Below are 24,381 nucleotides of genomic sequence, written 5' to 3' on the forward strand. Positions count from 1 at the left end.
CGATGAAGCCGTGAAGAACGAGTTGGACGATCCCCGGATCACCGCCATCGGCCTCTTCTACGAGGTGCACGCCGGGCTGACGGCCCGGTTCGCCGCCCAGTTCGAGGAGCACGGCCTCTCCGCGGTCGAGTTCGAGGTGCTGACCAGGCTTGCCCGCTCGCCCAACAACCAGCTCCGGATGACCGATCTCGCGGCGCAGACCTCCCTGTCGACAAGCGGTGTGACCCGGGTCGTGGACCGCATGGAACGCGACGGGCTGCTCGCCCGGCGGGCCTGCGCCACCGATCGACGCAGCTCGTTCGCCGTGGTCACGGCCGCCGGCATGCAGCGCCTCAAGGAGGTGCTCCCCGGGCACCTGCGCATCATCGAGGAGTGGTTCACAGGCCAGCTCGACCCCGAGTCGCTGGCGACACTGCTCGACGCCCTCCGCCGGATCCGGGACGCCGTGCATCCGTGCGCGACCGCCGGCAGCAGCACGGCGACACCCACCGACGACGAGGTGAGCACCTCGGCCTGACCGGGCGCGCCGGCTGTCCTGTCTGGTGCCGTTCGCACTCCCCTGCACTGCCCGTCCTCCCGAATGACGATCAGGTATCCGGTGGACGGATCGCCCGACGTTCGGCAAGATCGACTCCCACAGCCGGACAGTCCACTGTGGCTGCCCGGCCGTTTCCCGCGATCCGTCCCCGGCGGGACGCCGGTGACGGATGCGACAGCATCGACAGGAAACGGGGAAAATGGGACTTCCACCGATCACCAGCCGGCGTTGGCAGGCCATCGGGCTGCTCGCCGCCACGGCGGCCGTCACGGCCGTCGGCGGACCGGCCACCGCGGCACCGGCCGGTGCGACTCCGGCCACCGGCGAGATCCGCCTGGCCGGCACCCCCGACGCGGTGCCGGGCAGCTACATCGTGGTGCTCAAGGACACCGCGGCCACCGCGAGGGCCGGCCTCGGCGACCGCCGGCGCGTGGTCGCCGAGAGAGCGCAGACGCTGGCGCGCGGGCACGCCGGGACCGTGGGCCGGGTGTACGCGGCCGGGCTGACCGGGTTCGAGGCGCGGCTGTCCGAGTCGGCGGCCCGACGGCTGGCCGCCGACCCGTCCGTGGCGTACGTCGAGCAGAACCAGTGGGCGTCCGGGACCGGCGGGACGCAGTCGGCTCCCCCGTCGTGGGGGCTGGACCGGATCGACGAGCCGACCCGCCCGGTGGACGGCCTCTACACCTATCCGAACACGGCCACCGCGGTCCACGCGTACGTCATCGACAGCGGCATCCGGACCACCCACCGCGACTTCGGTGGCCGGGCGAGCAGCGGCTTCGACGCCGTCGACGGCACCGGGACCGACTGCCACGGGCACGGCACGCACGTCGCGGGCACGGTCGGCGGCACCTCGTACGGGGTCGCCAAGGGCGTGCGGCTGGTGTCGGTACGGGTGCTCAAGTGTGACAACACCACCACGGCGGCCGACACGATCGCCGGGGTGGACTGGGTCACCGCGAACGCGGTCAAGCCGGCCGTGGCGAACATGAGCATCGGCTTCCGCAGCGGCAGCACCAGCGTGGACGACGCCGTGGCCCGGTCGATCGCCTCGGGGGTGACGTACGTCGTGTCCGCGGGCAACGCGACCGCCGACGCCTGCACCCAGTCGCCGGCCCGGGTACCGGCGGCGATCACGGTCGGCGCCACCACGAGCGCCGACGCGCGCGCCTCGTTCTCCAACTACGGCACCTGCCTGGACCTGTTCGCACCCGGGGACGCCATCGTCTCGGCGGGCAGGGCCAGCGACACGGCGAGCGCCACGATGAGCGGCACCTCGATGGCCGCGCCGCACGTGACCGGGGCGGCCGCGCTGATCCTCGCGGAGAACCGGACGTTCACGCCGGCCCAGGTGCGGGACCGGCTGGTGGCCGGCGCCACCTCCGGTGTGGTGACGAGCCCCGGCACCGGCTCCCCGAACCTGTTGCTGCGGGTCGAGGGGGCGCTGCGCAACCCGTACACGCCGGTCGAGGCGTACGGCAGCGGATACAAGGTCATCAACTCCCGGCCGCTGGCCGTCACCGGCGGCGCCCTCCGCGGCCGGGTCTACCTGCTCTACAACGGCAGCAACGCGAACAACTGCGTGGTCACCATGAAGGCCACCTCGCTGGGCACCGCCACGCAGGTGGCGGCGTACCTGGAGGTGCAGGGCTCCACACGCCGCACCGACAGCGGCTCGTACTCCTACTACGCCGGACCGGTCCGGGCGGCGGCCGGCGGCAAGTGCGTCAAGTGGGGTGGGTCGACCGGCGGAGCCCAGTACGACAGCCCGTTCGAGCACTGCGGCTGACCTGACCGGCGAGCATCGCCCCCGGTCAGCCGACCGGCGGTCCGCCCGCGAGTGGAGCGGGCGGACCGCCGGTACCCCGCGGCACCGGACGACCGGCAGAAAGACCGGCAGAACTGCCGGCTCGACCGGACACCCACTGCAAAAACGGACCAACCGGCTTGCCGGCCCTGGCTACTGTTCGCCCCAGCGGGGATTCACCGGGGGGTGACGGCGCGGGCGAACAGCGAGGGGTTAGCAACGAGGGGGCTATTCGCCCGCGCTCCCCGGCCCCGCCCGGGCCCCGCCGAGGGGTCGCGTGGCTCAGTTCCCGCCGCCGGACGCCCGTCCGCCACGGGCCACCAGCGCATACAGCAGATCCTCCTCGTGCGGCAGCAGCCGGATCCCCTCGTCCCGGCAGGCCCGCTCCAGCCGCGCCAGCACGGCCGGATCGGACGTGCTGGCGGCCAGCCCGACCAGCGCCTCCACCGCGTCCCGGCGATCCTGACCTTCGACGCCCGCGTCGGCGGCCGCCGCGAACCACTCCGCCGCCAACTCCCGGTCGCCGCGGTGCAGCGCGAGGTTCCCCTCGATCAGGGCGCAGATCCCCGCCTCCGGATGCGGCCACCGCCACGTCTCCGCGTCGCGGGTCGTGCCGCCCGACCGCTGGCGGGGCACCGGAGGGTCCGGGCGGCCTCGGGGCCATCCGGCCGGCGGCACCGACTGCACCCGCAGCCGCAGCAGGGTGCAGGCCCGCAGCTCGGCCAGCACCTCGGCCGCCTCGTCCTCCCGGCCGTCCTGGGCGAGGGCCAGCCCCACCCGGCCGAGCACCCGGCGGCGGTGCCACGGATCGCCCAGCTCGGCGAGCGCCGCCGCCGCACGCCGGCCCTGGTCGACGGCGTCGCCGTAGCGGCCCTCCAACCGGGCGACCTCGGCCAGGTTCGCCCGGGCCAGCACCCGTAACCGCTGCTCCCCGCACTCGGCGGCGAGCCGGTCCACGGCGGCGAGCCGGCGCCGGGCCGCACGCAGGTCGGCGAGCCGGATCTCGTGCCAGGCGAGCCGGTTCTGTGCCACGGCCATGTCCCGGGTGCGGCCGTGCCGGACGGCGAGCCGGAGCGCCGCCTCGTCCTGCTTCCGCGCCTCGCCGATGCTCCCCACCCCCACCAGGAGCGCGCCGAGGACGTTCCGCGCCGCCAGCTCACCGGCCACGTCACCCGCCCGGCGGAACCCCGCGAGCGCCTCCCGCGCCGTGGGCAGCTCCTCGGCGCCCGCGCCGTGCTCGGCGGCGAGCCGGGCCGCGCCGATCCCCGCCCAGGCCCGCAGCACCGGGTCGGCCCCGGTCGTACGCGGGTCGGCCAGCAACCGGCGCAGCCACTGCCGCCCCGACACGTCGCGGCCCCGGAACCGCCACCAACGGGCCAGGTTGGACGCCAGGCGGAGCGCGGTCACCGGATCGTCGGTGGCGGCGTACGACAGGGCCGAACTGATGTCGCTGCTCACCTGGTCGAGCCGGCGCATGGCGTCGGTGAGGTGGGGCCCGACGAGACCGGGAGCGGTCCGGGCGACCAGCCCGGTGATGACCTCGGCGTGCCGGCGCCGGATCCGGGGAAGCTCGCCGGCACCCGCGGCCTGTTCCCAGGCGAAGTCACGGACCGCGTCCAGCAGACGGAACCGGAACGAACCGGCGCCCCGGACGCTCAGCAGGCCGAACTCGGCGAGCCGGTCCAGCACGGGGACCGGGTCGATCGCCACCGTGCCGTCCGGGTCCGCCTCGTCGGCGAGCATCTCCTCGGCCAGGTCGACCGACCACCGGTTGCCGAACGCGGCGAGCCGGCGCAGGGCGGTGCGCTCCTCCGGGGCGAGCATCCGGTAGCTGACCGCCACCGCGTCGCGGAGGGTGACGGCCACCGTCTGGCGGGGGTCCTCGGCTCCGCCCGGCCCGTCCCACCCCGACGTGCCGTCTCCTCCCGTGGCGAGATCGAGGACCCGGTCGCCGTACCGGTCGAGCAGCTCGGTGGGATCGAGGATCCGGCCGCGCGCGGCCATCAGCTCGATGGCGAGCGGGAGGCCCCCCAGCCGGCGGACCAGCGTCGCGACGGCGGGCAGCTCGGCGGGGGCGGGCTGCTCCCGGCGTACCTGGCCGAGGCGGGCGACGAAGAGCGCGACCGCGGGCCATGCCGCGAGCGCCGCGGGCCCGGCCGCCTCGGCCTCCGGGGGCGGCACGTCGAGCGGAGTGACGGGCCAGACCCGCTCCCCGGCGAGGCCGACCGGATGCCGCCCGGTGACCAGTACCCGCAACGACGGCACGGCGACGGCGAGGCGGTGCAGCGCCTCGGCCACCGGACCGGGTGCCCGCTCCGCGGCGTCCACCACGAGCAGCGCCGGCCGACCCGCGAGCCGGCTGGCGAGTTCCGGCAGCCGGGCCGCGCCGAGGACGGCCACCGAGGTGGCGAGGACGTCGGGTGTGTCCGTACCCGCGCCGACCAGGACCCCGGCGACGCCGCCGGGGTGGCTGCCGGACACGGCGTGCCCCACCGCCAGGGCGAGCGCGGTCTTGCCCACGCCGGCCAGCCCCACGAGGCTCACCAGCCGGGGACCGAGTTCGTCGGTGAGCAGGTCGACCAGCGCGGTGACGTCCCGGTCCCGCCCGATCAGCTCGACCGGCGGCGGGAGCGTCACCGGCGGGCCACCCTCGCCCACTCCGTCGCCCGTGCTGAGCACCGGGATGTGCGGCTCGACCACGGAGGCGCCGCGCGCCGCCGCGAGGAAGACCGACCGGGCCGCGCCGGCCAGGCCCAACGCCCCGGCGAGCAGCTCGACGGTGGTCCGCTGCGGCCGCGAGGACCGGCCGCGCTCCAGGTCACGCACCGTGCGGACACCCACGCCGGCCCGGGTCGCCAGCTCGGCCTGGGTGAGTCCGGCGGCCAGCCGGTGCCCGCGCAGCAGTTCCGGCAGGGCGGTACGACCGTCCGGGCCGGACGAGCGATCATGGGCCGGAGTCACGGGGTGGAAGACTACGGACCAGGTCCGACCTTCGGCAGTCGAGCGTCAACTGGCCGACGCGCCGGTGCTGATATCCGACAGCCGGCGCGACGCGGCGGGCGTACGTCCGCTCAGAGGCCCAGGTCGCGAGCGATGATCATCCGCTGCACCTCGCTGGTGCCCTCACCGATCTCCAGGATCTTCGAGTCACGCCAGAACCGGGCCACCGGGTACTCGTTCATGAAGCCGTACCCGCCGTGGATCTGCGTGGCCTCCCGGGCGTTGTCCACGGCGATGGTGCTGGCGTGGAGCTTGGCCATGGCCGCCTGCCGCTTGAACGGCTCGCCCGCGAGCATCCGGGCCGCCGCGTCGTAGTAGGCCAGCCGGGCGGTGTGGGCCCGCATCTCCATGTCGGCGATCTTGAACTGGATGGCCTGGTAGTTGCCGATGGGCTGGCCGAAGGCGTGCCGCTCCCGGGCGTACTTCAGCGACTCGTCCACGCAGCCCTGCGCGAGGCCGACGGCGAGCGCCGCGATGGCGATGCGTCCCTCGTCGAGGATGCGCAGGAACTGGGCGAAGCCCCGGCCCCGCTCGCCGAGCAGGTTGTCGGCCGGGACCCGGCAGTCGTCGAACGTCAGCTCGTGCGTGTCGGACGCCGTCCAGCCGACCTTCGAGTAGCCGGGAGCCACGGTGAAGCCGGGCGTGCCCGACGGGACGATGATGGTCGACAGCTCCTTCGAGCCGTCCGGCCGGGTGCCGGTCACCGCCGTGACCGTGACCAGCGCCGTGATGTCCGTGCCGGAGTTCGTGATGAACGCCTTCGAGCCGTTGATCACCCACTCGTCGCCGTCCAGCACGGCCCGGGTCTGGGTGCCGCCCGCGTCCGAACCGGTGCCCGGCTCGGTGAGCCCGAAGCCGGCGAGGGCCTCGCCGCTCACCAGCTTCGGCAGCCACCGGGCCTTCTGCTCCTCGGTGCCGAACCGGTAGATCGGCATCGCGCCGAGGGAGATCGCGGCCTCCAGCGTGATGGCCACGCTGGAGTCGACCCGGGCCAGCTCCTCCAGGGCGAGGCAGAGCGCGAAGTAGTCACCGCCCATCCCGCCGTACTCCTCCGGGAAGGGGAGCCCGAAGAGACCCATCTTGCCCATCTGCCGGATCACGTCGTACGGGAAGGTGTGCTTCTCGTAGTGCTCGGCGATGACCGGCGCGACGACCTCGCGCGCGAAGTCCCGCACGCTCTCCCGCAGCGCCTCTTGCTCCTCGGTGAGCCGGAAGTCCATGGTTCCTCCTGTACGACGGGCGGCCGGGCGCTCGTGACGCCGGCGCGGGACGCGGGTCGGTCGGTCAGACCGGGGTGACGCCGTGCCGGCGCCGGGAGAAGTGGCGGTCCTTGCCGCGAGCCGCGGCGAACCGGCGGATCAGCTCGGGCCGCAGCTCGTGCGGCTCGACGATCGCGTCCACCACCAGCTCGCTGGCGAGCCGGACGATGTCGATGTCGCGCTCGTACTCCTCGCGCCTGGCGGCCACGAAGGCGGCGCGCTCGGCCTCGTCCTCGATCGCGGCGATCTTGTTGGCGTAGACGGCGTTGACCGCCGCCTCGGCGCCCATCACGGCGATCTTGGCGGTGGGCAGCGCGATGGTGGCGTCCGGCTCGAAGCCCGGGCCGGCCATCGCGTAGAGGCCCGCGCCGTACGCCTTACGGACCACCACGCAGATCTTCGGTACGGTCGCCTCCGAGATCGCAGTGATCATCTTGGCGCCGTGGCGGATGATCCCCTGCTTCTCCACGGCCGTGCCGACCATGAAGCCCGGGACGTCGGACAGGAAGAGCAGCGGCACGTTGAAGGCGTCGCAGAGCTGGACGAAGCGGGTCGCCTTGTCGGCCGAGTCGACGAAGAGCACACCGCCCTTGAACATCGAGTTGTTGCCGACCACGCCGACGACCTCGCCGTTCAGCCGGCCGAAGCCGATGGTCAGCTCCTTGGCCCACAGGGCCTGGATCTCGAAGAAGGAGCCCTCGTCGAGGAGGCCCTTCACGTACCGCCGCATGTCGAACGCCTGCCGCTCGCTGGCCGGCACGAGCGCGGCCAGGTCGGCCTTCTCCGGCGCTTCGACGGCCGGCGCGGCCGGCGGCGTCTGCGTCCAGTTCGAGGGCAGGTACGACAGGTAGCGCTTCACCACGTCGAGCGCCTCGGCCTCGCTCTTGCAGAGGAAGTGCCCGACGCCGGACTCGGCGCAGTGAACCTTGGCCCCGCCCATCGCCTCCAGCGTGGTCTTCTCGCCGGTGACCATCTCGACCATCCGGTCGGAGCCCAGGTACATGCTCGCGTTGCCGTCGACCATGGCCACCACGTCGCAGAACGCCGGGATGTACGCCCCGCCGGCCGCGCTCGGGCCGAAGAGCGCGCAGACCTGCGGGATGGAGCCGGAGGCGCGGACCTGGTTCCAGAAGATCTTCCCGGCGCCGCGCCGGCCCGGGAAGAGGTCGACCTGGTCGGTGATGCGGGCGCCCGCCGAGTCGACGAGGTAGACCATCGGCACGCCGGTCGTGTACGCCCGCTCGATGATCCGGATGATCTTCTCGACGGTGCGGGCGCCCCAGCTTCCGGCCTTGACGGTGGAGTCGTTCGCCATGAGGCAGACGGGCCGGCCGTCGATGGTGGCGGTGCCGGTGACCACGCCGTCAGCGGGAAGCCCCTCGGCCATCGCGTTGGCGTAGAGCCCGTCCTCGACGAAGCTCCCCTCGTCGACGAGGAGCGCAACCCGCTCGCGCGCGAAGAGCTTGCCCTTGGCCGCGTTGGCCGCGTGGTACTTGTCCGCCCCGCCGGCCTTGGCCCGCTTGCGCAGCTGCTCCAGTGCCTCACCGTCGAGCGTCACGCCGACTCCCTCACCGTACCGACCTGAACGATCGTTAGGTTATCGCATCGGTGCGACGTCGGGCCACCCGGCCGATCTCCCGGCGATCTCCCGGGCGACCTCTCGCCGATCTCCCGGGCAACCTCTCGCCGGGTCTCCCGGCCGATCTCTCGGCCGATCTCTCGTCAGATATTGATGTGTGCCTATTTCTGTGGCTAGGCTCCTGGCACCCCGAACCTCTCCGATGGGAGTGAGCCATGAACTCACGGATCAGCCGGGCCGCGGTCGCGTTCGTCGCGACGGCGGGCGCCACCCTCGGCGTCACGGTCGCCAACCCCTCGCCCGCGGCCGCCGCCATGACCATCTGCTACAACACCAGCCAGGCGCCGAGCTTCGCGAGCATCGCCAACCAGGCGGCCACGATCTGGAACAACGCCACCACGAACCTGACGCTGTCGCCGAACTGCGGCTCGAACCTCCGGATCTACCAGATCACCGGCGGCGGGTCGTACGCCGTCCGCACGAGCCTCGGCAACGGCCGCGTCTACATCGACACCCAGCAGGCCCAGCAGTACAGCCCGCTGCGCATCATGACCCACGAGATCGGGCACATCCTCGGCCTGCCCGACAACTACAACGGCAACTGCGCGATCCTCATGTCCGGCGGCAGCGCCGGCACCAGCTGCACGAACCCGTACCCGAGCACGACCGAGGCGAACCGGGTCAGCAACCTCTTCGCCGGCACCCGCAGCGCCGAGCGCACCAGCGGCGACACCGGAGGCGCGGTCTTCCGCGACAGCTGGCCGGCCGCACCCGCGACGGTCGGCTGACCCGCATCCCGCACTGGGAGGGGCCGGCCGACGCCGGCCCCTCCCGTCGGGCCGGTGCCGGCCCCTCCGGGGACCGGTGCCGACCCTTCCGTCGCGGTGTCACCAGGGCCCCTGCATCACCGCTCCACGGAGAGCGAGGGCCCGCCCTGACGGGCCAGGCGGGTGCGCGGATGGGCCGGTCCTAACGGGCCAGGCGGGTGCGCGGGCCGGCGCGGAGCACCCCGGACGGGAGCTGCCGCCCGACCAGGCGCTCGGCCAGCTCGGCGACCTCGATCAGGGCGTCCAGGTCGATGCCGGTGTCGATGCCCATGTCGTGCAGCATGTGCACCGCCTCCTCGGTGGCGAGGTTGCCGCTCGCCCCCGGCGCGTACGGGCAGCCGCCCAGGCCGCCCACGCTGGCGTCGAACTCCGTCACCCCCAGCTCCAGCGCGGTGAGCAGGTTCGCCAGGGCGGTGCCACGGGTGTTGTGGAAGTGCAGCAGCACCGGGATGTGCGCGTTGCGGTCGCGTACGGCCGTCAACAGCTCGCGGACCCGGCGCGGAGTGCCCATGCCGGTGGTGTCACCGAACGCGACCCGGTCGGCGCCGTCGCGGACGACCCGGTCCACGATGCCGGCCACCCGCTGCGGGTCGATGTCCCCCTCGTACGGGCAGCCGAAGCTGGTCGCCACGATCACCTCGACCCGTGCGCCCGCGCCGTGCAGCAGGTCGACGAGCTCGGCGATGTCGTCGAGCGACTCGTCGGTCGAGCGGTTGACGTTACGCCGGTTGTGCGTGTCGCTGGCCGACACGACCACCTCGATCTCGGTGAAACCGGCGGCCAGGGCCCGCTGCGCGCCGCGGGTGTTCGGCACCAGCGCCGAGTAGCGCACCCCGTCGACCTGGCTGGCCTGCCGCCACACCTCGTCCGCGTCGGCCATCTGCGGGATCGCCTTCGGGTGCACGAAGGACACCGCCTCGATGCGCTTCACGCCGGTGCGGGAGAGCGCGTCGAGCAGACGCACCTTGGCGTCGGTCGGGATCGGGTCCTCGTTCTGCAACCCGTCGCGGGGCCCGACCTCCCGGATCGACACGGAGTTCGGAAGGCTCGTCATAAGGGGTCACCTCACTGTGACGCAGTGCTGGGTCGTGTCCTCCAGCATGTCACCCCGTCCGCCGCCCCCGCCCCACCTCCTTGATCATGAAGTTATTGCGCGCCGCGTCGGCGTGTCGCGGCAATAACTTCATGATCACCGGGGCGAATGGGGGGCGGCGCGCGGGGGGGCGGACGGGGGACGGGGGACGGGGGACGGGTCGGGGGGTCAGCGCATGCGGGACACGATGGCCGTGTCGTAGTCGCCGGAAAGGAACTCCGGGTTCTCCAGCAGCTCGGCGAAGAACGGCAGGTTGCACTTCGGGCCGGCGATCTCGAACGCGGCGACCGCCGCCCGGGCCCGCTCCAGCGCCTCCGCGCGGTCCCTGCCGTCGACGATCAGCTTCGCCATGAGGCTGTCGTAGAACGGGGTGACCGTGTTGCCGGCGACGTACCCCGAGTCGACGCGTACGCCCTCGCCGACCGGCTCGGTCCACGTGGTGACCGCCCCCGGGCCGGGCAGGAAGCGCTTCGGGTCCTCGGCGTTGATCCGCAGCTCGATGGCGTGTCCCCGCGGGGTGAGCGCGTCCGGGTCGAACGTCGGGGCGAGCCCGGAGGCCACCCGCAGCTGCTCCTCGACCAGGTCCAGTCCGTAGACCAGTTCGGTGACGGGGTGCTCGACCTGGAGCCGGGTGTTCATCTCCAGGAAGAAGAACTCCTCGGCGGCGTCGCCCTTCGCGTCCGGCTCACGGGGGACCAACAGGCACTCCACGGTGCCCGCGTTGCGGTAGCCCACCGCCTCCCCGGCCCGCACACCGGCGGCCAGGAGCCGTTCCCGCAGCTCCGGGGAGACCGCCGGGGACGGGGACTCCTCGACGAGCTTCTGGTTGCGCCGCTGCACCGAGCACTCCCGCTCCCCGAGCGCCACCACGCGCCCGTCGGCCAGGCCCAGGATCTGCACCTCGACGTGCCGCACCCGCGGGAAGTAGCGCTCGATCAGCACCGAGCCGTCGCCGAACATCCGCTCGGCGAACGACCGCACCTTGTCGTACTCGGTGCGCAGCGCGGCCTCGTCGGTGGCCACGCCCATGCCCATGCCGCCACCGCCGGCGGCGGCCTTCACCATCACCGGGTAGCCGATCTCGGCCGCCGCGGCGACCGCCGCGTCCAGGTCGGCCGCCGGCTCGGTGGTGCCCGGCGCGACCGGGACGCCGGCCGCCGCCATGAGGTTCCGGGCATTGATCTTGTCGCCCATCGCGGCGATCGCGTCGGCGCCGGGCCCGACCCAGATCAGGCCGCTCGACTCGACGGTACGGGCGAACTCGGCGTTCTCCGACAGGAAGCCGTAGCCCGGGTGGATCGCCTGCGCGCCGGTGGACTTGGCGGCGGCGAGGATCGCCTCGACGTTGCGGTAGCTCTGTGCGGGGTTCGCCGGGCCGACGCAGACCGCCTCGTCGGCCTCGGTGACGAAGGGCAGGTCGGCGTCGACCTCCGAGTGCACCGCGATCGCGCGGATGCCGAGCCGCTTCGCGGTACGGATGATCCGGCGGGCGATCTCCCCCCGGTTGGCGATCAGCAGCGACTCGATCATGTTTCCTCCCAGCGTCCAGGATTTGGGACGGATCTCAGGGAACCATGCCGGCCGCCTTCGCACGAGTCCCGGGCCCCCGACCGGAGGCACGGGACCGACGAGTCCCGGGTCGGATCAGGCCAGGAGGGCGGCCAGGGTCGCGCCCCGGAGCAGCTCGGCCCGGCGGCGGCGGTCCACCTCGCCGCCGAGGAACGGGGTGGAGTTCATGAGGCCGAAGGCGGCGTGCGCCAGCACCCGGGCCTCGCCGTCGGGCATGCCGGGGTGCAGGGCGGTGAGCACGCTCACCCACTCCTCCACGTAGAGCCGCTGGAGCCGGCGGATCCGGCGGCGCGGCTCGTCGGGGAGGCGGTCCAGTTCGTGCAGGTGCAGCGCGATCACCGCCGGGTTCGCCAGCGCGAAGTCGACGTGGAAGTCGATGAGCGACTCCAGCGCGGCGCGCGGGTCGGCGGGGTGCGCGGCGGCGCGTTCCCGGCCACCGGCGAGCAGCCCCTCGCTCACGGGGATGAGCGCGGCGGCCAGCATCGCCTCCTTGCCGGCGAAGTGGTGGTAGAGCGCCGGGCCGGTCACCCCGGCCGCCGCGCCGATGTCGTCCATCGAGACGCCGTGGTAGCCCCGGGCGGCGAAGAGGCCGACCGCGACCTCCAGGATCTCGTCCTTGCGTGAACGTCGGCGACCCGCCGCACCACCCGCCGTGCCTCGTGCCTGCTGCTCCACCGTCACCGGGCAAGCGTAGACCCGCACGCCGGCCGAGGTGGAGGGGCGGTTGACGGCCGATTGATCACACCCGAACGGCGCGGGCCGACCGGCGGACGGGCTCGGGCACGCGGGCCCGGTGCCGCTGTCCGGGCCGGGCCGGCCGGCGCGCGGCCGGCCCGGCTCCACGTCAGTGGTCGTGGTCGAGGTCGTGCTCCGCCCGCAGGGCGGCGGCCTCGTCGGCGCGGCCGAGTTCGTCCAGCGCCCGCGCCAGCAGCCAGGCGGCCTGCTGCAACGGGCGGGAACCGGCGGGAAGCCCACCGAGCACGTCCCGCAGCACCCGCTCCGCGTCGACCGGCCGGTCGAGCCGCAGCAGCAGCTCCCCCGTGAAGATCTCCACCTGGGCGGCCTCGCCGAACGCCTCGATCGACCGGAGCCGCTCGGGCACACCGGCCAGCCGGTCCAGCGCCTCGGCCTCCCGGCCGTCGCCGGCCAGCACGCGGGCCGCCGCCTCGGCGGCCAGGGCCCGCTCGTACGTCACCGGGGGTTCCGGCTCCCCGTCCCCGCCGACCGCCGCCGCGAGGCGGTCCATCACCTCCACGGTCCGCAGCGCGGCGGGTCCGTCCCCGGCCCACATCCAGGCGTACGCCTCGCGGCGGCGGGTGCGCAGCTCGTCCAGGGTCAGCCCGGCCAGCTCGTACGCGCCGGCCGCCGCCGCGAACCGCTGGGCGGCGAGGGCGTCCCGGTCGGCGTCGTAGAGCAGCCCGCCCGCCTCCTCCAGCATGTGCGCGCGGTGCGGCAGGTTGTCCGGGCCGTCGAGGTTCTCCGCGAGCTGGTCCAGCAGGGCCAGCGCCGGGTCGATCTCGCCGAGCCCCTGGTAGATGCCGGCGAGCAGGTACCGGCAGCGGTCCGCCTGGACCTGCGCGCCGAGCTTGTCGAGCCCGATGACCGCCTCCTCGGCGACCTCCGCCGCCTCGCTCAGCCGGCCGGCGACCCGGTAGGCGTTCGCCAGTTCCCAGCGCAGCAGGGCGTCGCCCTCGGCGCCCCGCTCCACGCAGAGGGTGACCGCCTCGGCGAAGTCGTCCACGGCCTCGTCGGCACGCCCGGCAGCCATGAGCGCTCGGGCACGGGTGACCCGGGCCGGGATCAGCCCCTTCGGCGGCGTCACCCGCAGCGCCTCGTCGCAGGCGGCCACCGCCTCCGCCGGGTCGTCCACCGCCCGGGCGTACGCCAGGCTGGCGCTCATGAGCAGCTCACCGACGCCCAGCTCGCGAGCCTGCCGGCGGGCCTGCTCGGCCGCGGCCCGGAACTCCTCCGCGCGTTCCAGCTCCTCGAGGACGTGGGTGCGGTGCAGCGCGATCCGGAGTTCCAGGTACGGGTCGCCGGCCGCCGGCACCCGGTCCAGCGCGTCCAGCGCCTCCGCCCAGCGCTCGCCGTGCATGAGCGCCAGCGCCACCCGGTCGTGGGCGGCGGCCCGCAACCGCTCGTCCCCGAGCCGGTCGAGCGCCTCGGCGGCCGCCTCGACCAGGGCCAGCCCCTCGTGGGTGCCCTCCTCCGTCATGGTGAGCAGCACCCCGAGCCGGCTGGCGACCACCTGGGCGCGGACCTCGTCGCCCAGCTCCCGGTAGGCGGCCACCGCCGTCCGCGCCGTCTCGATCGCCGCCGGGAACTCCTCGGCGTCGCTCAGCTCGGCCGCGCGCAGCTCCAGCCGCCGCGCCACCGCGGCCGGGGCCTGCTCGGTGGCGCCGAACCGCCCGTCGTACGCGGCGAGCGCGGACCGGAATCCGGCGAGGTCGTGCCGGTGCCAGCACGCCTCGGCGAGGTCCAGCAGCTCGTCCGCGCCGGCGTCGTCCGGCACCTCCACACCGGCGCCACCCGGGGCTGACCCGCCCGCGTACCGGCCCGCCGGAGGCGTCCCGGGAGACGGGCCGTCCGCGACCGCGCCGGCCGGGGCGACCGCGACGGCGTCGCCGTCCGCCGTGGCGCGCGGGCGGGGCGGGCGGCGGCGCAGGCTCGCCGAGAGCGGCAGGTGCTCGCCGCTCGGCCGCACCGCGAGGCGGGCGGCGACCAGCTCCGACTGGCGGGTGGTGCCGTTGCGGGCGTCGAACCGGGCCGCCAGCTCCGTGGCCGTCCCGGCCAGCTCGTCGGCGAGCCGTCCCGCCGGCACGTCGGCGGCCGGCCGGTCGCCGGCGGCCCGCCGGTGCACGGGCAACTCCCCGTCCACCTGGCGCAGCGCCGCCGCGGCGGCCGCCGCGAAGTGCATGGCGGCCGCCGGCGAGGGCGCCCGGTCGAGCCAGTCCAGGTGCCGCTCGACCAGCTCCAGCGCCCGCGCCTCGTTGCCGGTCAGCGTGCAGAACTCGATGTGGTCGCCGATGTCCCACAGGTCGGAGAGGTTGCCGCGCAGCCGCCGGTACGCCTCCCGGTGCGCGTTGCGCGCGTCGTCGTGCCGGCCCGTGCGCAGGTACGGCACGAGCAGCGCGGTGAGGATGGCCTGCGGCTGCTCGGTGCAGGTGAGCCGGCCGGCGAGGACCGGCTCGGCGAGGGCCGCCGCCTCGGCGTACCGGCCCGTGTCGGCGAGGTACTGCACCTCGGTCGTCGGGTCGCAGCCCGCGCAGTCGGAGAGGTCGTCACGCGGGGTGGTCTGCCAGAGCCGGTACCAGTGGTCGGCCGCCTCGGCGTCCCCGACGTGCTCGGCCACCCGGAACCGGTGCTTGTGGACCGCCTGGAGGCTGTGCCCGCCGGCCCGGTAGCGGCGTTCCATGTCGTCGAGCACCGCGTACGTGCGGTCCAGCGGCACCTCCGGGAACTTCAGCAGGCCGTTGACCATGTACTTGAAGTGCCAGAGCAGCTGCCGCGCGTACCGGGCGTGGTAGGGCTGCGGATCGCGGTCGAACTCCGCGACGCACCAGGAGAACGTCACGAAGGACTTGGCCGGCTCACCGCCGTAGGTGTACGCGGTGGTGCCCTGCATCCGGGTCACGAAGGCCAGCTCCCGGTCCTCGGCGGCGTCGACCCGCCGGAGCAGTTGCTCCAGCGCGGCGATCTGCCCCGCTCCGTACGGCATGTTGCTGACCTCGCGGAGCACCCGCCACAGGTCCTCGTCGGTCGTGCCCACGAATCACTCCCGTCCCGGTACGGCCCGGCCGAGCAGGCCGAGGAACGAACTGTTCAGCAGCGCGGCGTCGGCCGCGCGGATCGGATGGTGCCCGAGCAGCAGCGCCTGCCCGTACAGCGCCTCGACGGCGAGCCCGACCAGCTCCGGGTCGGTGAGCGTGGTGACCCGGCGCAGCAGCGGGTTGCGGTGGTTGAGCACCAGTTGCGGACGGTCCGGCGGGGCCGACGCCGCGATCGCGTCGAGCACGCCGGCCCACAGCTCGTCGGCCCGGTCCCGGCTGGCCGCGAGCTGGTCGTTGAAGGCCGCCGAGCGGCTCACCAGGTAGAGCGCGGGCAGGGAGACCGGGTCGTACGCCCGGATCACCACCTCGCACCCGGTCCGCTCCAGCGCCTTCTGCGCGGCCGCGAGGAACGGCCGCAGTGCCAGCTCGACCTGCGGGTCGAGGCTGTCGAAGCGGGTGGTCAGGTCGCTGGGTTCCAGCCGCTCGATGAGCACCGACCGGTCCACCGTGGGCAGCCGCTCGATCAGCTCGGTGTCGTACGTGTAGCCGCCGTTGACCACGGCGAGGTCCTGCGCGGCGGCGACCGCGGCGAGCTGGCGGAACTCGTCGAGGCTGGCCGCGTACCGGATCAGGCCGTGCCGCTGCCGGAACTCGGCCAGCGTGAGCGTGCCGACGTTGGTGTCCATCGGCCACCACTCGTCGACCAAACGGAGCATCTCGTCGTCGTGCAGCGCCAACGCCTTCACGCCGAGGTGGTGCACCTGGAGGAACTCGGCGAGCCGGCGCGGGTCGTGCCGGGCCAACCGGACCAGCCAGCCGCGGACCTGCTCGCCGAGCGCCTCCCGGGTCGCCGTGAGCAGCGTGTCCTCGTAGAGCGCCTCGCGGCTCGCCGTCGGCCGCAGCTCGCTGGCGTCGACCACGCAGTGCGCGAAGAACGCCCAGTCCGGCAGCAGGCCGTCGGCGTGCTCGGTGAGCAGCATCCGCTTGAGGTAGACGCGGTGGCCGGCCCGCGCCGCCGGGTTCACCGGCTCGGGAAGGATGAACGCGACGCCGGTGAGCCCCGCCTCCGGCACGGACAGCGGCAGCACGTCGAACGGGTCGAAGCCGAGCGTCTCCCGCGCGTACCGGATCAATCCCGGACGGTCGACCGGCGCGCCCGCGGTGGTGGGCCACGGCGGTGGCCCGGCGGTGGTCACCACGTCGCCGACGCGCACCGTGACCGGCAGCAGCGAGCCGAACAGCCGCGCCAGGTCGGTGACGGTGGCCGTGGTGAACCACTGGTCGGCGTCCCGGCGCGGGACCAGCGTGACCGTGGTGCCCGGTTCGCTGCGCCCGGCCCCGGCCGGAGCGGGCTCGACCGTGTAGCGGCCGTCGGAGTGGCCGGTCCAGCGGACGGTCGGCTGGTCGCCGTGCCGGGTGAGTACGCGGATCTCGTCGGCGACCAGGAAGCAGGAGAGCAGGCCGATGCCGAACTGGCCGAGGAACTCGTGCCGGGAGAAGCCCAGCTCGTCCCGCTTGGAGCTGCGGCCGATGGTGGCCAGCAGCTCGTGCACCTGCGCCTCGGTGAGGCCGATGCCTGTGTCGTGGATCCGCAGTGTCCCGTCGCCGGTCAGCTCCGGCGGTTCGATGCGGATCAGCGCCGGTGCGTCCGGGTCGGTCGCCCGGCGCGCGGTGATCGCGTCCACCGCGTTCTGCAGGAGCTCGCGGACGTACACCCGCGGGCTGCCGTAGAGATGATGACTGAGCAGGTCGACGACGCCACGAAGGTCGACCTGGAAGGTGTGGTCCACGCCTGTGTGCTCCCCGGTCCGATGCCGGCGCTCACCGTACCGACCGTCACCGACGCCGCGCGTCCCCCGTTCACCCGTCGGCTTGACCCTCGAGCGGGTCGACCCTCCAGGGTCACCGCCATGCCCGCATCCCGGCTCGGCCGCGACTACCACCTGCTCTGGTCCGCCGCCGTCTCCTCCCGTTTCGGGGACGCGCTGCGTACGCCCGCTCTGGCCCTGCTGGCCGCGACCCTGACCCGCGATCCCCGACTGATCGCGGCGGTCACCGTGGCCGCGCAGGTGCCGCCGCTGCTCTTCGGCCTGCTCGGCGGCGTGTACGCCGACCGCTGGGACCGCCGGCGGACGATGGCGCTCGTCGACGGCGTACGCGCCGCCGTGGTGGCCGCGCTCGCCGTGGCGGTCGCCGTGGACCGGGCCGGCCTCGGGATGCTGCTGCTGGTCGCCTTCCTGCTCGCCACCCTCGGCACCCTCTTCGACGCCGCCTCCTTCGCGCTGCTGCCGTCGGTGGTGCCGCCGGACGCCCTGCCCCGGGCCAACGGCCGGCTCCAGGCCGGTACGGCGGTGGCCGGGGGTCTCGTCGGCGCGCCCGTCGCCGGTGCGGCGTTCGCGGCGGCCCCCGCCCTCCCGTTCGCCCTCGACGCGGTGACGTTCGCGCTCGCGGCCACGCTGGTGCTCGCCCTCACCCCGCCCACCCCGTCCCCGCGATCTTGCACTTTCCGCCCCGACAAACCCCACGAAAAGCCACGAACCAAGGGCCACAACTGCAAGATCGCGGGGAGGGAGACGGGGAGGGAGACGGGCGCGGGGGTGCTCTGGGTTGGGGTGCGGTGGTTGCGGGGGGACCGCACGCTGTGGCGGGTCACCCTGTTGAGCGCGGCGAGCAACCTCGCGATCAGCGGGCTCATGGCGATCGTCGTGCTCCACGCGCTGGAGGTGCTGCGGGTGCCTCCGGCCGGGTACGGCCTCTTCATGGCCACGGCGATCGTCGGCGGTCTGGCCGGGGCGCTCGTGGCCGGCCGCCTCGCCTCCCGGTTCGGCACGCTGCCCGTGCTGCGCGCGGTGCTCGCCGCGCAGACCGTCGCGCTGGCCGGGTTCGCGCTGGCCCGACACGCTGTGCCGGCCGGGCTCGCCCTGGCGGTCTTCGCCGCCGGCACGTCGGTGTGGAACAGTCTGTGGGCCGCGTACGGGCAGCAGCGGGTGCCCGCGACACTGCTCGGGCGGGTGGGTGCCGCCCAGCGGATGGTGGGGCTGCTCACCGCACCGATCGGGGCGGCGGTCGCCGGTCTGGTCGCGGGGGCGTACGGGACGGTGCCCGTGGCCGGGGCGGCCGCTGGCACGTTCGCGGTGGTCACCGTCGCGGCGTGGCGGGTGCTCCGCGGGGCCCGGCCGGAGCCGGAATCCGATCCGCTGCCCGCCCCAACCTTTTCCGCCCCCCGTGCGTCTGAGTGATGAGCGCGACGACCCGCCGGAGGGAGGCGCCATGGCACGGGCGGCCGGAGACGACGGGCGGGACGGCTACGTCAGCTTCGTCGAGAGCCACCAGCACCGGCTGCTGCGTGCCGCGTACCTGGTCTGCGGCAACCGGCACCAGGCCGAGGACCTCCTCCAGGACGCGCTGCTCAAGCTCGCGCTGCGCTGGCCCAGCGTGCGCGAGGGCGACCCGGCCGCGTACGTGCGCTCGATCCTCTATCGGGACGCGGTCTCGTGGTGGCGACGGCGCCGCCGCGAGTGGCTGAGCGCCCGGACGCCGGACCAGGCCGGCGCCGACCGGGACGACGCGCTCCGGCTCGCGTTGCGCGAGGCCCTGGTCCGGCTGCCGCCGCGGCAACGCGCGGTCGTGGTGCTGCGGTACTACGAGGACCTGACCGAGGCGGCCACCGCCGAGGTGCTCGGCGTGAGCGTCGGCACCGTGAAGAGCCAGTGCCACGCCGCGCTGCGCCGGCTCCGCGAACTGGCCCCCGAGCTGGGCCGCGACGACGGGCTGGCCAGCGGGATGGAGGTGACGCAGTGAGGGAAGAGGAGCTGCGGCGGCTGCTCACGGTCGCCGCCGAGGACGTACGCCCGAGCCACCCGGCGGGGACCGCCTGGGAGCGGGCGCGGCGGGTCCGGCACACCCGGCGGGCCGTCGGCGCGGCGGCCCTCGCCGTCGCGCTGGCCGGGGGTGGCACCGTGTTCGCCCTGCGTCCCCCGGTCGGACCGCCGCCCATCGTGGCCGACCCGAGCGTCACCGACCTCACGCCCACGCACGCCCCGCCGGTGCAGCGACCGCCGGCCACGCTGGCGTTCCGGGCCGACCCGCTGGCGCGTCTCACGGATCCGGCGACCGCGCCGCTCTCGCGCGAACCCGTCCGGCGCGCGCTGGCGCTCTACCAGCCGGTCGACGCCGAGTACCGGGCCGACGGCCCGGTCCGGGTGCTGGGCGACGACGGCGTGGTCCGCTCGCTCGACGTGGTGGACCTCGAACCCACCCGGGACGCGGGCGGCAACGAGGCGCCCGCCCTCAAGCCCGGTGTGCTCTCCCCGGACGGACGGACCGCCGCGTTCGCGCAGACCGGCGAGCTGGTCCTGGTCGACCTGACCACCGCGGGCGTACGCCGTGTCCCGCTCGACGGGTACCTCGAACTGGTGGTCTGGGCCGGCGACCGGGTGCTGGTCGGCGGCGACGACCGGACGTACGCGGTGGACCGGTCCTCGGGCGCGGCGGCGAGGATCGACGTCTCCGCCTGGGACGTGTCCGCTCCGGACCCGGCTGCCGGGCGGGGGGCGGCGCTCGTCGAGCTGAGCGGGATGCGGGACGGTCTCACGCTGCGCAGCCGGTCGGCGGGGGACGGCGCCCTCCGCACCGAGCAGCGGGTCGGCCAGGGCGACCTGCCGGCGTCGTACCGGGTGAACGAGTTCTACGGCCGGGGCTGGCTGCGCGGTGACCGGGTGGCCCGGGCGGCGTGGATCACCAGCAGGGAGATCGACGGCGCGGAGGGGGTGGCCGTGCTCGACGCGCGTACCGGCGCCGTGGCGCATCTCCTCGACCTCGGTCGAGATCGGACGAAGGGCTGCTGCGAGGTGCTGGGCTGGGGCGACGGCGGCACCGTGCTGCTCCGGCTCGCCCCGGACGCCGGCCTCGCGCGCTGGGACCCGGAGACCGGCGAGATCACCGGCGTCCTGCGCGAACTCCAGGGCCTGGTCTCGCTCGCCGCCGGCTGAGCGCTCACCGCCGGGCTGAGCGCGCCGGCTGAGCGCTCACCGCCGGGTGAGCGCGCCGGCTGAGCGCTCGCCGGCGGGTGAGCTGTCCGGGACGTCGAAAAGGGGCCCCTCCGGAAGGGGCCCCTTCTCGCACCGGCGTCAGGGGTTCAGGCCGCCGGGCTGGTCGCCCTTCACGACGGGGGCGCGGACCAGGTTGCCCCACTCGGTCCACGAGCCGTCGTAGTTGCGCACCTGCGGGTAGCCGAGCAGGTGCCGCAGCACGAACCAGGTGTGGCTGGACCGCTCACCGATGCGGCAGTACGCCACGATGTCGTCGTCCGGGCTCAGCCCGAGCTGGTCGGCGTAGATGGCCCGCAGCTCGTCGGGGGACTTGAACGTCCCGTCGTCGTTCGCCGCCGACTTCCACGGCTTGTTGAGCGCGCCCGGGATGTGGCCGCCGCGCAGCGCGCCCTCCTGCGGGTAGTCGGGCATGTGCAGCATCTCGCCGGTGTACTCGCCGGGCGAGCGGACGTCGACCAGCGGACGGCCGGCCGCCACGTGCGCCATCACCTGCTCGCGGAAGGCCCGGATCGGGGCGTCGTCCCGCTGCGGCACCGGGTACTCGGCGCGCGGCCGGCTCACCTTCTCGCGGCTCAGCTCGCGTCCCTCCTCGACCCACTTCTGCCGGCCGCCATTGAGCAGCCGCACGTCGGGGTGGCCGAAGAGGGAGAAGACCCAGAGGGCGTACGCGGCCCACCAGTTGAAGTTGTCGCCGTAGAAGACGACCGTGTCGTCCCGGCCGATGCCCTTGGCGGCGCACATCTCGGCGAAGCTCCTGGCGTCCAGGTAGTCGCGGGTCACCTGGTCGTTGAGTTCGAGGTGCCAGTCCACCTTGACGGCGCCCGGGATGTGGCCGGTGTCGTACAGCAGCACGTCCTCGTCGCACTCGACGACGACGAGGCCCTCGTCGCCGAGGTGCTCGGCCAGCCAGTCGGTGGTGACCAGGCGCTGCGGGTCCGCGTACGCCTGGAGGCGGGGATCAGGATCGCTCGGCACAGACATGATCCCCAAGGTACGCCGGGCGGCCCTTCCCCGACCCCCAAACGTGACGGGGCAGGCAGTCCGTGCGTCAGTCGGAGATCGGGCTGAGCGAGGGGCGCTTGGCGGTGACGGTGTCGCCGGACGACCGGCCGGTGAGCCGCCGCTTGATCCAGGGTGCGAGGTGCTGGCCGGCCCACCGCAGGTCGGCGGCACGGGCGGCCAACCACGGCGTGGGCTCCGGGTGCGCGGGCACCATGAGCCACTCCTCGTCGCAGCCGACCCCGAGCGCGGTGAGCACCTGGGCGGCGACCCGCCGGTGCCCGGCCGGCGAGAGGTGCAGCCGGTCGGTGCTCCACAGCAGCGGGTTCAGGTACGTGTCGTCGGCGTACAGGTCGACGAGGATCGCGCCGTGCCGCGCGGCGGTCTCGCCGACCGCCCGGTTCAGCAGCTCGACGCGGGGCCGGACCAGCCGCTGCCCGGGGAGCCGGGCCATCACGTCCGCGAACCGGAAGATCAGTACGTCCGAGCCGTTGGCCCGGAGCTGTCCCACGATCTCGTCGAAGCGGCTGACCAGCCCGTCCCCGTCGAACGTGCGGCGCAGCACGTCGTTGCCGCCGGCCGCGAAGCTCACCAGGTCCGGCTTCATGGCGAGCGCCTCGGGGATCTGGTTCGCCACGATGTTGGGGAAGAGCCGGCCGCGGATGGCGAGGTTCGCGTAGCGGAAGTCCGGGCCGGCCTCGGCGGCGAGCCGGGTCGCGACCAGGTCGGCCCAGCCCCGGTAGGTGCCGTCCGGGTAGGGGTCGTCCATGCCCTCGGTGAAGCTGTCGCCCACCGCCACGAAGCTGCGCCAGCGCACCCCGGCCTCCTCACTCCACCTGGTTGCCCGCGGCGACCAGTTTGGCACCGCGGGCCGCGCCGGGGGTGCCCGCCGGGCTGAACGTGGCAGAGGTCCCACCGCGGGCCGCGGCGGGGGTGCCCGCCGGGCTGAACGTGGCAGAGGTCCCACCGCGCCGCGGCGGCGGAGCCGGACGAGGTCCGTGCGACGCGCCGGGACCGTCACCGGTCGACCGCCGGCGGCTCGACCATCCCCCTCCGGTACGGGCCCCAGGCCACGAACCGCTCGAACAGCTCGCGCGGGGTCGGACCGTCGTGCGGGTTGAGCCGGAACAGGTCGTGCGTCGCCTCGTGGTAGAGCCCGGACAGGTAGATGGCCAGCTCGACGGGGTTCTGGTCGTACTCGACCCGCAGCAGCAGCCGCGCCTCGGCACACGGCCACGGCTGCCCGCAGGCCCGGCACATCCACAGCGGTCGGATCGGCACGTGCGGCGGGTGGCCCGGCGGATAGGGACGCGGCCGGTCGGCGTACGGACCGAGGCGCGGCACCGGGAGTCCCGTCCGGGCACGGCCGCCGGTCACCAGCGCCCTCCGTTGGCGCGCCACTGCTGCGCCGGGGTCAACCGGCCCGGGCTGCCCGGGCGCGACGTGGGGATGACGCGGGTGGGCTCCCGCATCCAGCCCGGCAGGTTGGTGCTCTCCGGCGCGGCAGGCGGTGGTGGCGGCTCGGCGGTGCGGCGCCGGAGCCAGCGGAGCGGGTTGCGCATCTCGACCTCCTTCGGGTGTGGGGCCGCCCCGGCACGGGGGGAGGTGCGGGGCGGCCCCGGAAGCGGACCGGACGGGAGGCGGTCCACCGCGTGACAGTCTGGTGAGGACGCCACTACTCTCGGAAGGCATCGACGCCCTCCGGGGCGGGGTCGGGGGGACCGTCCCGACCGCGTGGACGTGCCGTGGAGACGCCGGGAAGATCGTGGAGGACGCGTGGAGGGCGAGCCGACCGCCGAGCTGATTCGGACGCAACTGCGGCGCCTACGGCAGAACGCCGGCCTGAGCCAGGAGGAGTTCGGGAGGCTCGTCCACTTCTCCGGCTCCCAGGTGTCCGCCGTCGAGCTGGGCCAGCGGCCGCTCGACCGGTTCTTCCTGAAGCGTGCCGACGAGGTGTTGAACACCGGCGGGCTTCTGCTGTCGCTGCTCAGGATGGCCGAGCGCGACGGGCAGCCGAGCTGGCTCCGACCGTGGCTGGACGCCGAGCGCGACGCCCAACTGCTCTGGTGCTACCACCCGACGCTCGTGCCCGGTCTGCTCCAGACGGAGAACTACGCCCGCGCGGTGATCCGGGCCGACGACATGCTGAGCGACGACGAGGTGGAGAGGCGGGTGGCGGTCCGGTTGGACCGGCAGGCCGTCCTCGGTCGCGCGCAACCGCCCAAGCTCGTCACCGTGGTGGAGGAGGCCGTGCTCCGCCGGGCCGACGAGAGCTTCCGGGGCATCATGGCCCAGCAGGTCGGTCACCTGATCCGGTGCGTCGAACGCCCCCACGTCCGGGTGCACGTCATCCCGGCCGAGGTGAGCACGCACGTGGGACTCGCCGGCCCGTTCACCCTCGCCCGGGGTGCGGACGGCGGCTGGATCGCCCATCTGGAGAACCAGCTCGGCGGCACGACGATCGACAGGGATGAGGACGTGGCTAGTCTGGTCGCGAGGTGGGAGAGCGTCCGCAGCGAGGCGCTGCCCCACCGGCAGTCGGTCGAGCTGATGAAGGAAGTGGTGTCGTCATGGAGCTGACCGGCGCCGTCTGGCGCAAGTCCACCCGCAGCGGCAACGGCGAGTGCGTCGAGGTGGCCGACAACCTGCCGGGGGTCGTCGGCGTACGGGACAGCAAGGACCCGACCGGTCCGGTCCTCACCTTCACCCCGCGAGCCTGGCGCGCCTTCGTCGCGCACGCCCGGCGCCCCTGACCGATCGCGCCGCGCCCGACCTGATCCCCTCGATCACGCGGTCGTGGTGGGCAGGACAAGCGCAGGTGTCGCCCCTGTCCGGCACCACAACCGCGTGATCGACGCGGGCTGGGGCTCGCGAAACCCGTCGCCGGGC

At 74.3% G+C, this 24,381-nt stretch carries 20 protein-coding genes; 8 read left to right on the plus strand and 12 right to left on the minus strand.

The genetic code is table 11. The features are described 5' to 3' along the window. Positions 1-10 precede the first annotated feature (10 nt). Entirely contained in the window at positions 11-517 is a 507-nt protein-coding gene (locus OG994_RS24465) for a MarR family winged helix-turn-helix transcriptional regulator (protein WP_120328266.1), read from the plus strand. Positions 518-737: 220 nt separating this feature from the next. Then, positions 738-2,327 carry a S8 family peptidase gene (locus OG994_RS24470; protein ID WP_328851100.1) on the plus strand — a complete coding sequence of 530 codons (1,590 nt, stop codon included), beginning with the start codon at positions 738-740 and terminating at the stop codon, positions 2,325-2,327. Positions 2,328-2,627: 300 nt separating this feature from the next. Here OG994_RS24470 and OG994_RS24475 read toward each other — a convergent pair whose 3' ends face one another. The 3 genes from OG994_RS24475 to OG994_RS24485 form a co-directional block, all read right to left on the minus strand. Further along, entirely contained in the window at positions 2,628-5,306 is a 2,679-nt protein-coding gene (locus OG994_RS24475; RefSeq protein WP_328851101.1) for an ATP-binding protein, read from the minus strand. 110 nt (positions 5,307-5,416) lie between these two features. Then, positions 5,417-6,565: an acyl-CoA dehydrogenase family protein gene (locus OG994_RS24480; protein WP_120328269.1), complete on the minus strand. Its 1,149-nt coding sequence runs from the start codon at positions 6,563-6,565 to the stop codon at positions 5,417-5,419. A gap of 64 nt (positions 6,566-6,629) precedes the next feature. Further along, the gene (locus OG994_RS24485; protein WP_328851102.1) at positions 6,630-8,162 is read right to left on the minus strand and encodes an acyl-CoA carboxylase subunit beta; all 1,533 of its coding nucleotides are present in this window, start codon (positions 8,160-8,162) and stop codon (positions 6,630-6,632) included. 236 nt (positions 8,163-8,398) lie between these two features. On the opposite strand from OG994_RS24485, the gene OG994_RS24490 reads away from it, so the two are divergent. Next, complete coding sequence (locus tag OG994_RS24490) at positions 8,399-8,971, plus strand: snapalysin family zinc-dependent metalloprotease (protein ID WP_328851103.1); 573 nt, start codon at positions 8,399-8,401, stop codon at positions 8,969-8,971. Positions 8,972-9,152: 181 nt separating this feature from the next. Here OG994_RS24490 and OG994_RS24495 read toward each other — a convergent pair whose 3' ends face one another. The 5 genes from OG994_RS24495 to OG994_RS24515 all read right to left on the minus strand — a co-directional run bounded on the left by OG994_RS24495 (position 9,153) and on the right by OG994_RS24515 (position 17,232). After that, positions 9,153-10,064, minus strand: coding sequence for a hydroxymethylglutaryl-CoA lyase (locus tag OG994_RS24495; RefSeq protein WP_328851104.1), 912 nt, complete (start codon positions 10,062-10,064; stop codon positions 9,153-9,155). 207 nt (positions 10,065-10,271) lie between these two features. Further along, entirely contained in the window at positions 10,272-11,633 is a 1,362-nt protein-coding gene (locus OG994_RS24500; protein ID WP_328851105.1) for an acetyl-CoA carboxylase biotin carboxylase subunit, read from the minus strand. A gap of 114 nt (positions 11,634-11,747) precedes the next feature. Further along, positions 11,748-12,353 carry a TetR/AcrR family transcriptional regulator gene (locus tag OG994_RS24505; RefSeq protein WP_120328383.1) on the minus strand — a complete coding sequence of 202 codons (606 nt, stop codon included), beginning with the start codon at positions 12,351-12,353 and terminating at the stop codon, positions 11,748-11,750. 163 nt (positions 12,354-12,516) lie between these two features. After that, a complete protein-coding gene (locus OG994_RS24510; RefSeq protein ID WP_407942617.1) occupies positions 12,517-15,390 on the minus strand; it encodes a hypothetical protein in 2,874 nt (957 codons plus the stop codon). Between the two features lie 54 nt (positions 15,391-15,444). Then, entirely contained in the window at positions 15,445-17,232 is a 1,788-nt protein-coding gene (locus OG994_RS24515) for an HSP90 family protein (RefSeq protein ID WP_120328274.1), read from the minus strand. Between the two features lie 120 nt (positions 17,233-17,352). On the opposite strand from OG994_RS24515, the gene OG994_RS24520 reads away from it, so the two are divergent. From OG994_RS24520 to OG994_RS24530, 3 genes are read left to right on the plus strand one after another with little or no spacing between them, the layout of a single operon-like run. After that, positions 17,353-18,681: an MFS transporter gene (locus tag OG994_RS24520; protein WP_328851107.1), complete on the plus strand. Its 1,329-nt coding sequence runs from the start codon at positions 17,353-17,355 to the stop codon at positions 18,679-18,681. Between the two features lie 31 nt (positions 18,682-18,712). Next, a complete protein-coding gene (locus OG994_RS24525; RefSeq protein ID WP_120328276.1) occupies positions 18,713-19,243 on the plus strand; it encodes a SigE family RNA polymerase sigma factor in 531 nt (176 codons plus the stop codon). Beyond that, on the plus strand, positions 19,240-20,433 hold the full coding sequence (locus OG994_RS24530) for a hypothetical protein (RefSeq protein WP_328851108.1): 1,194 nt from the start codon (positions 19,240-19,242) through the stop codon (positions 20,431-20,433). The genes OG994_RS24525 and OG994_RS24530 overlap by 4 nt, the downstream gene beginning before the upstream one ends. Before the next feature lie 138 nt (positions 20,434-20,571). Here the strand turns inward: OG994_RS24530 and OG994_RS24535 are convergent, their stop codons facing one another. The 4 genes from OG994_RS24535 to OG994_RS24550 all read right to left on the minus strand — a co-directional run bounded on the left by OG994_RS24535 (position 20,572) and on the right by OG994_RS24550 (position 23,054). After that, entirely contained in the window at positions 20,572-21,474 is a 903-nt protein-coding gene (locus tag OG994_RS24535) for a sulfurtransferase (RefSeq protein ID WP_120328278.1), read from the minus strand. Between the two features lie 67 nt (positions 21,475-21,541). Beyond that, positions 21,542-22,309, minus strand: a complete 768-nt coding sequence (locus OG994_RS24540) for an SGNH/GDSL hydrolase family protein (RefSeq protein ID WP_328851109.1) — start codon at positions 22,307-22,309, stop codon at positions 21,542-21,544. Positions 22,310-22,509: 200 nt separating this feature from the next. Then, positions 22,510-22,869, minus strand: a complete 360-nt coding sequence (locus OG994_RS24545) for a hypothetical protein (RefSeq protein ID WP_328851110.1) — start codon at positions 22,867-22,869, stop codon at positions 22,510-22,512. Further along, positions 22,866-23,054 (minus strand): hypothetical protein, encoded by a 189-nt coding sequence (locus OG994_RS24550; protein WP_120328281.1) that lies wholly within the window; start codon positions 23,052-23,054, stop codon positions 22,866-22,868. Before OG994_RS24550 ends, OG994_RS24545 begins: the two co-directional genes overlap by 4 nt. Positions 23,055-23,268: 214 nt before the next feature. On the opposite strand from OG994_RS24550, the gene OG994_RS24555 reads away from it, so the two are divergent. Together OG994_RS24555 and OG994_RS24560 are read left to right on the plus strand one after the other, a co-directional pair. After that, on the plus strand, positions 23,269-24,072 hold the full coding sequence (locus OG994_RS24555; protein ID WP_328851111.1) for a helix-turn-helix domain-containing protein: 804 nt from the start codon (positions 23,269-23,271) through the stop codon (positions 24,070-24,072). Beyond that, positions 24,063-24,245, plus strand: coding sequence for a DUF397 domain-containing protein (locus OG994_RS24560; RefSeq protein WP_328851112.1), 183 nt, complete (start codon positions 24,063-24,065; stop codon positions 24,243-24,245). The genes OG994_RS24555 and OG994_RS24560 overlap by 10 nt, the downstream gene beginning before the upstream one ends. The last annotated feature ends 136 nt before the right edge of the window (positions 24,246-24,381 follow it).

The organism is Micromonospora globbae (assembly GCF_036184225.1).
GTDB lineage: Bacteria > Actinomycetota > Actinomycetes > Mycobacteriales > Micromonosporaceae > Micromonospora > Micromonospora globbae.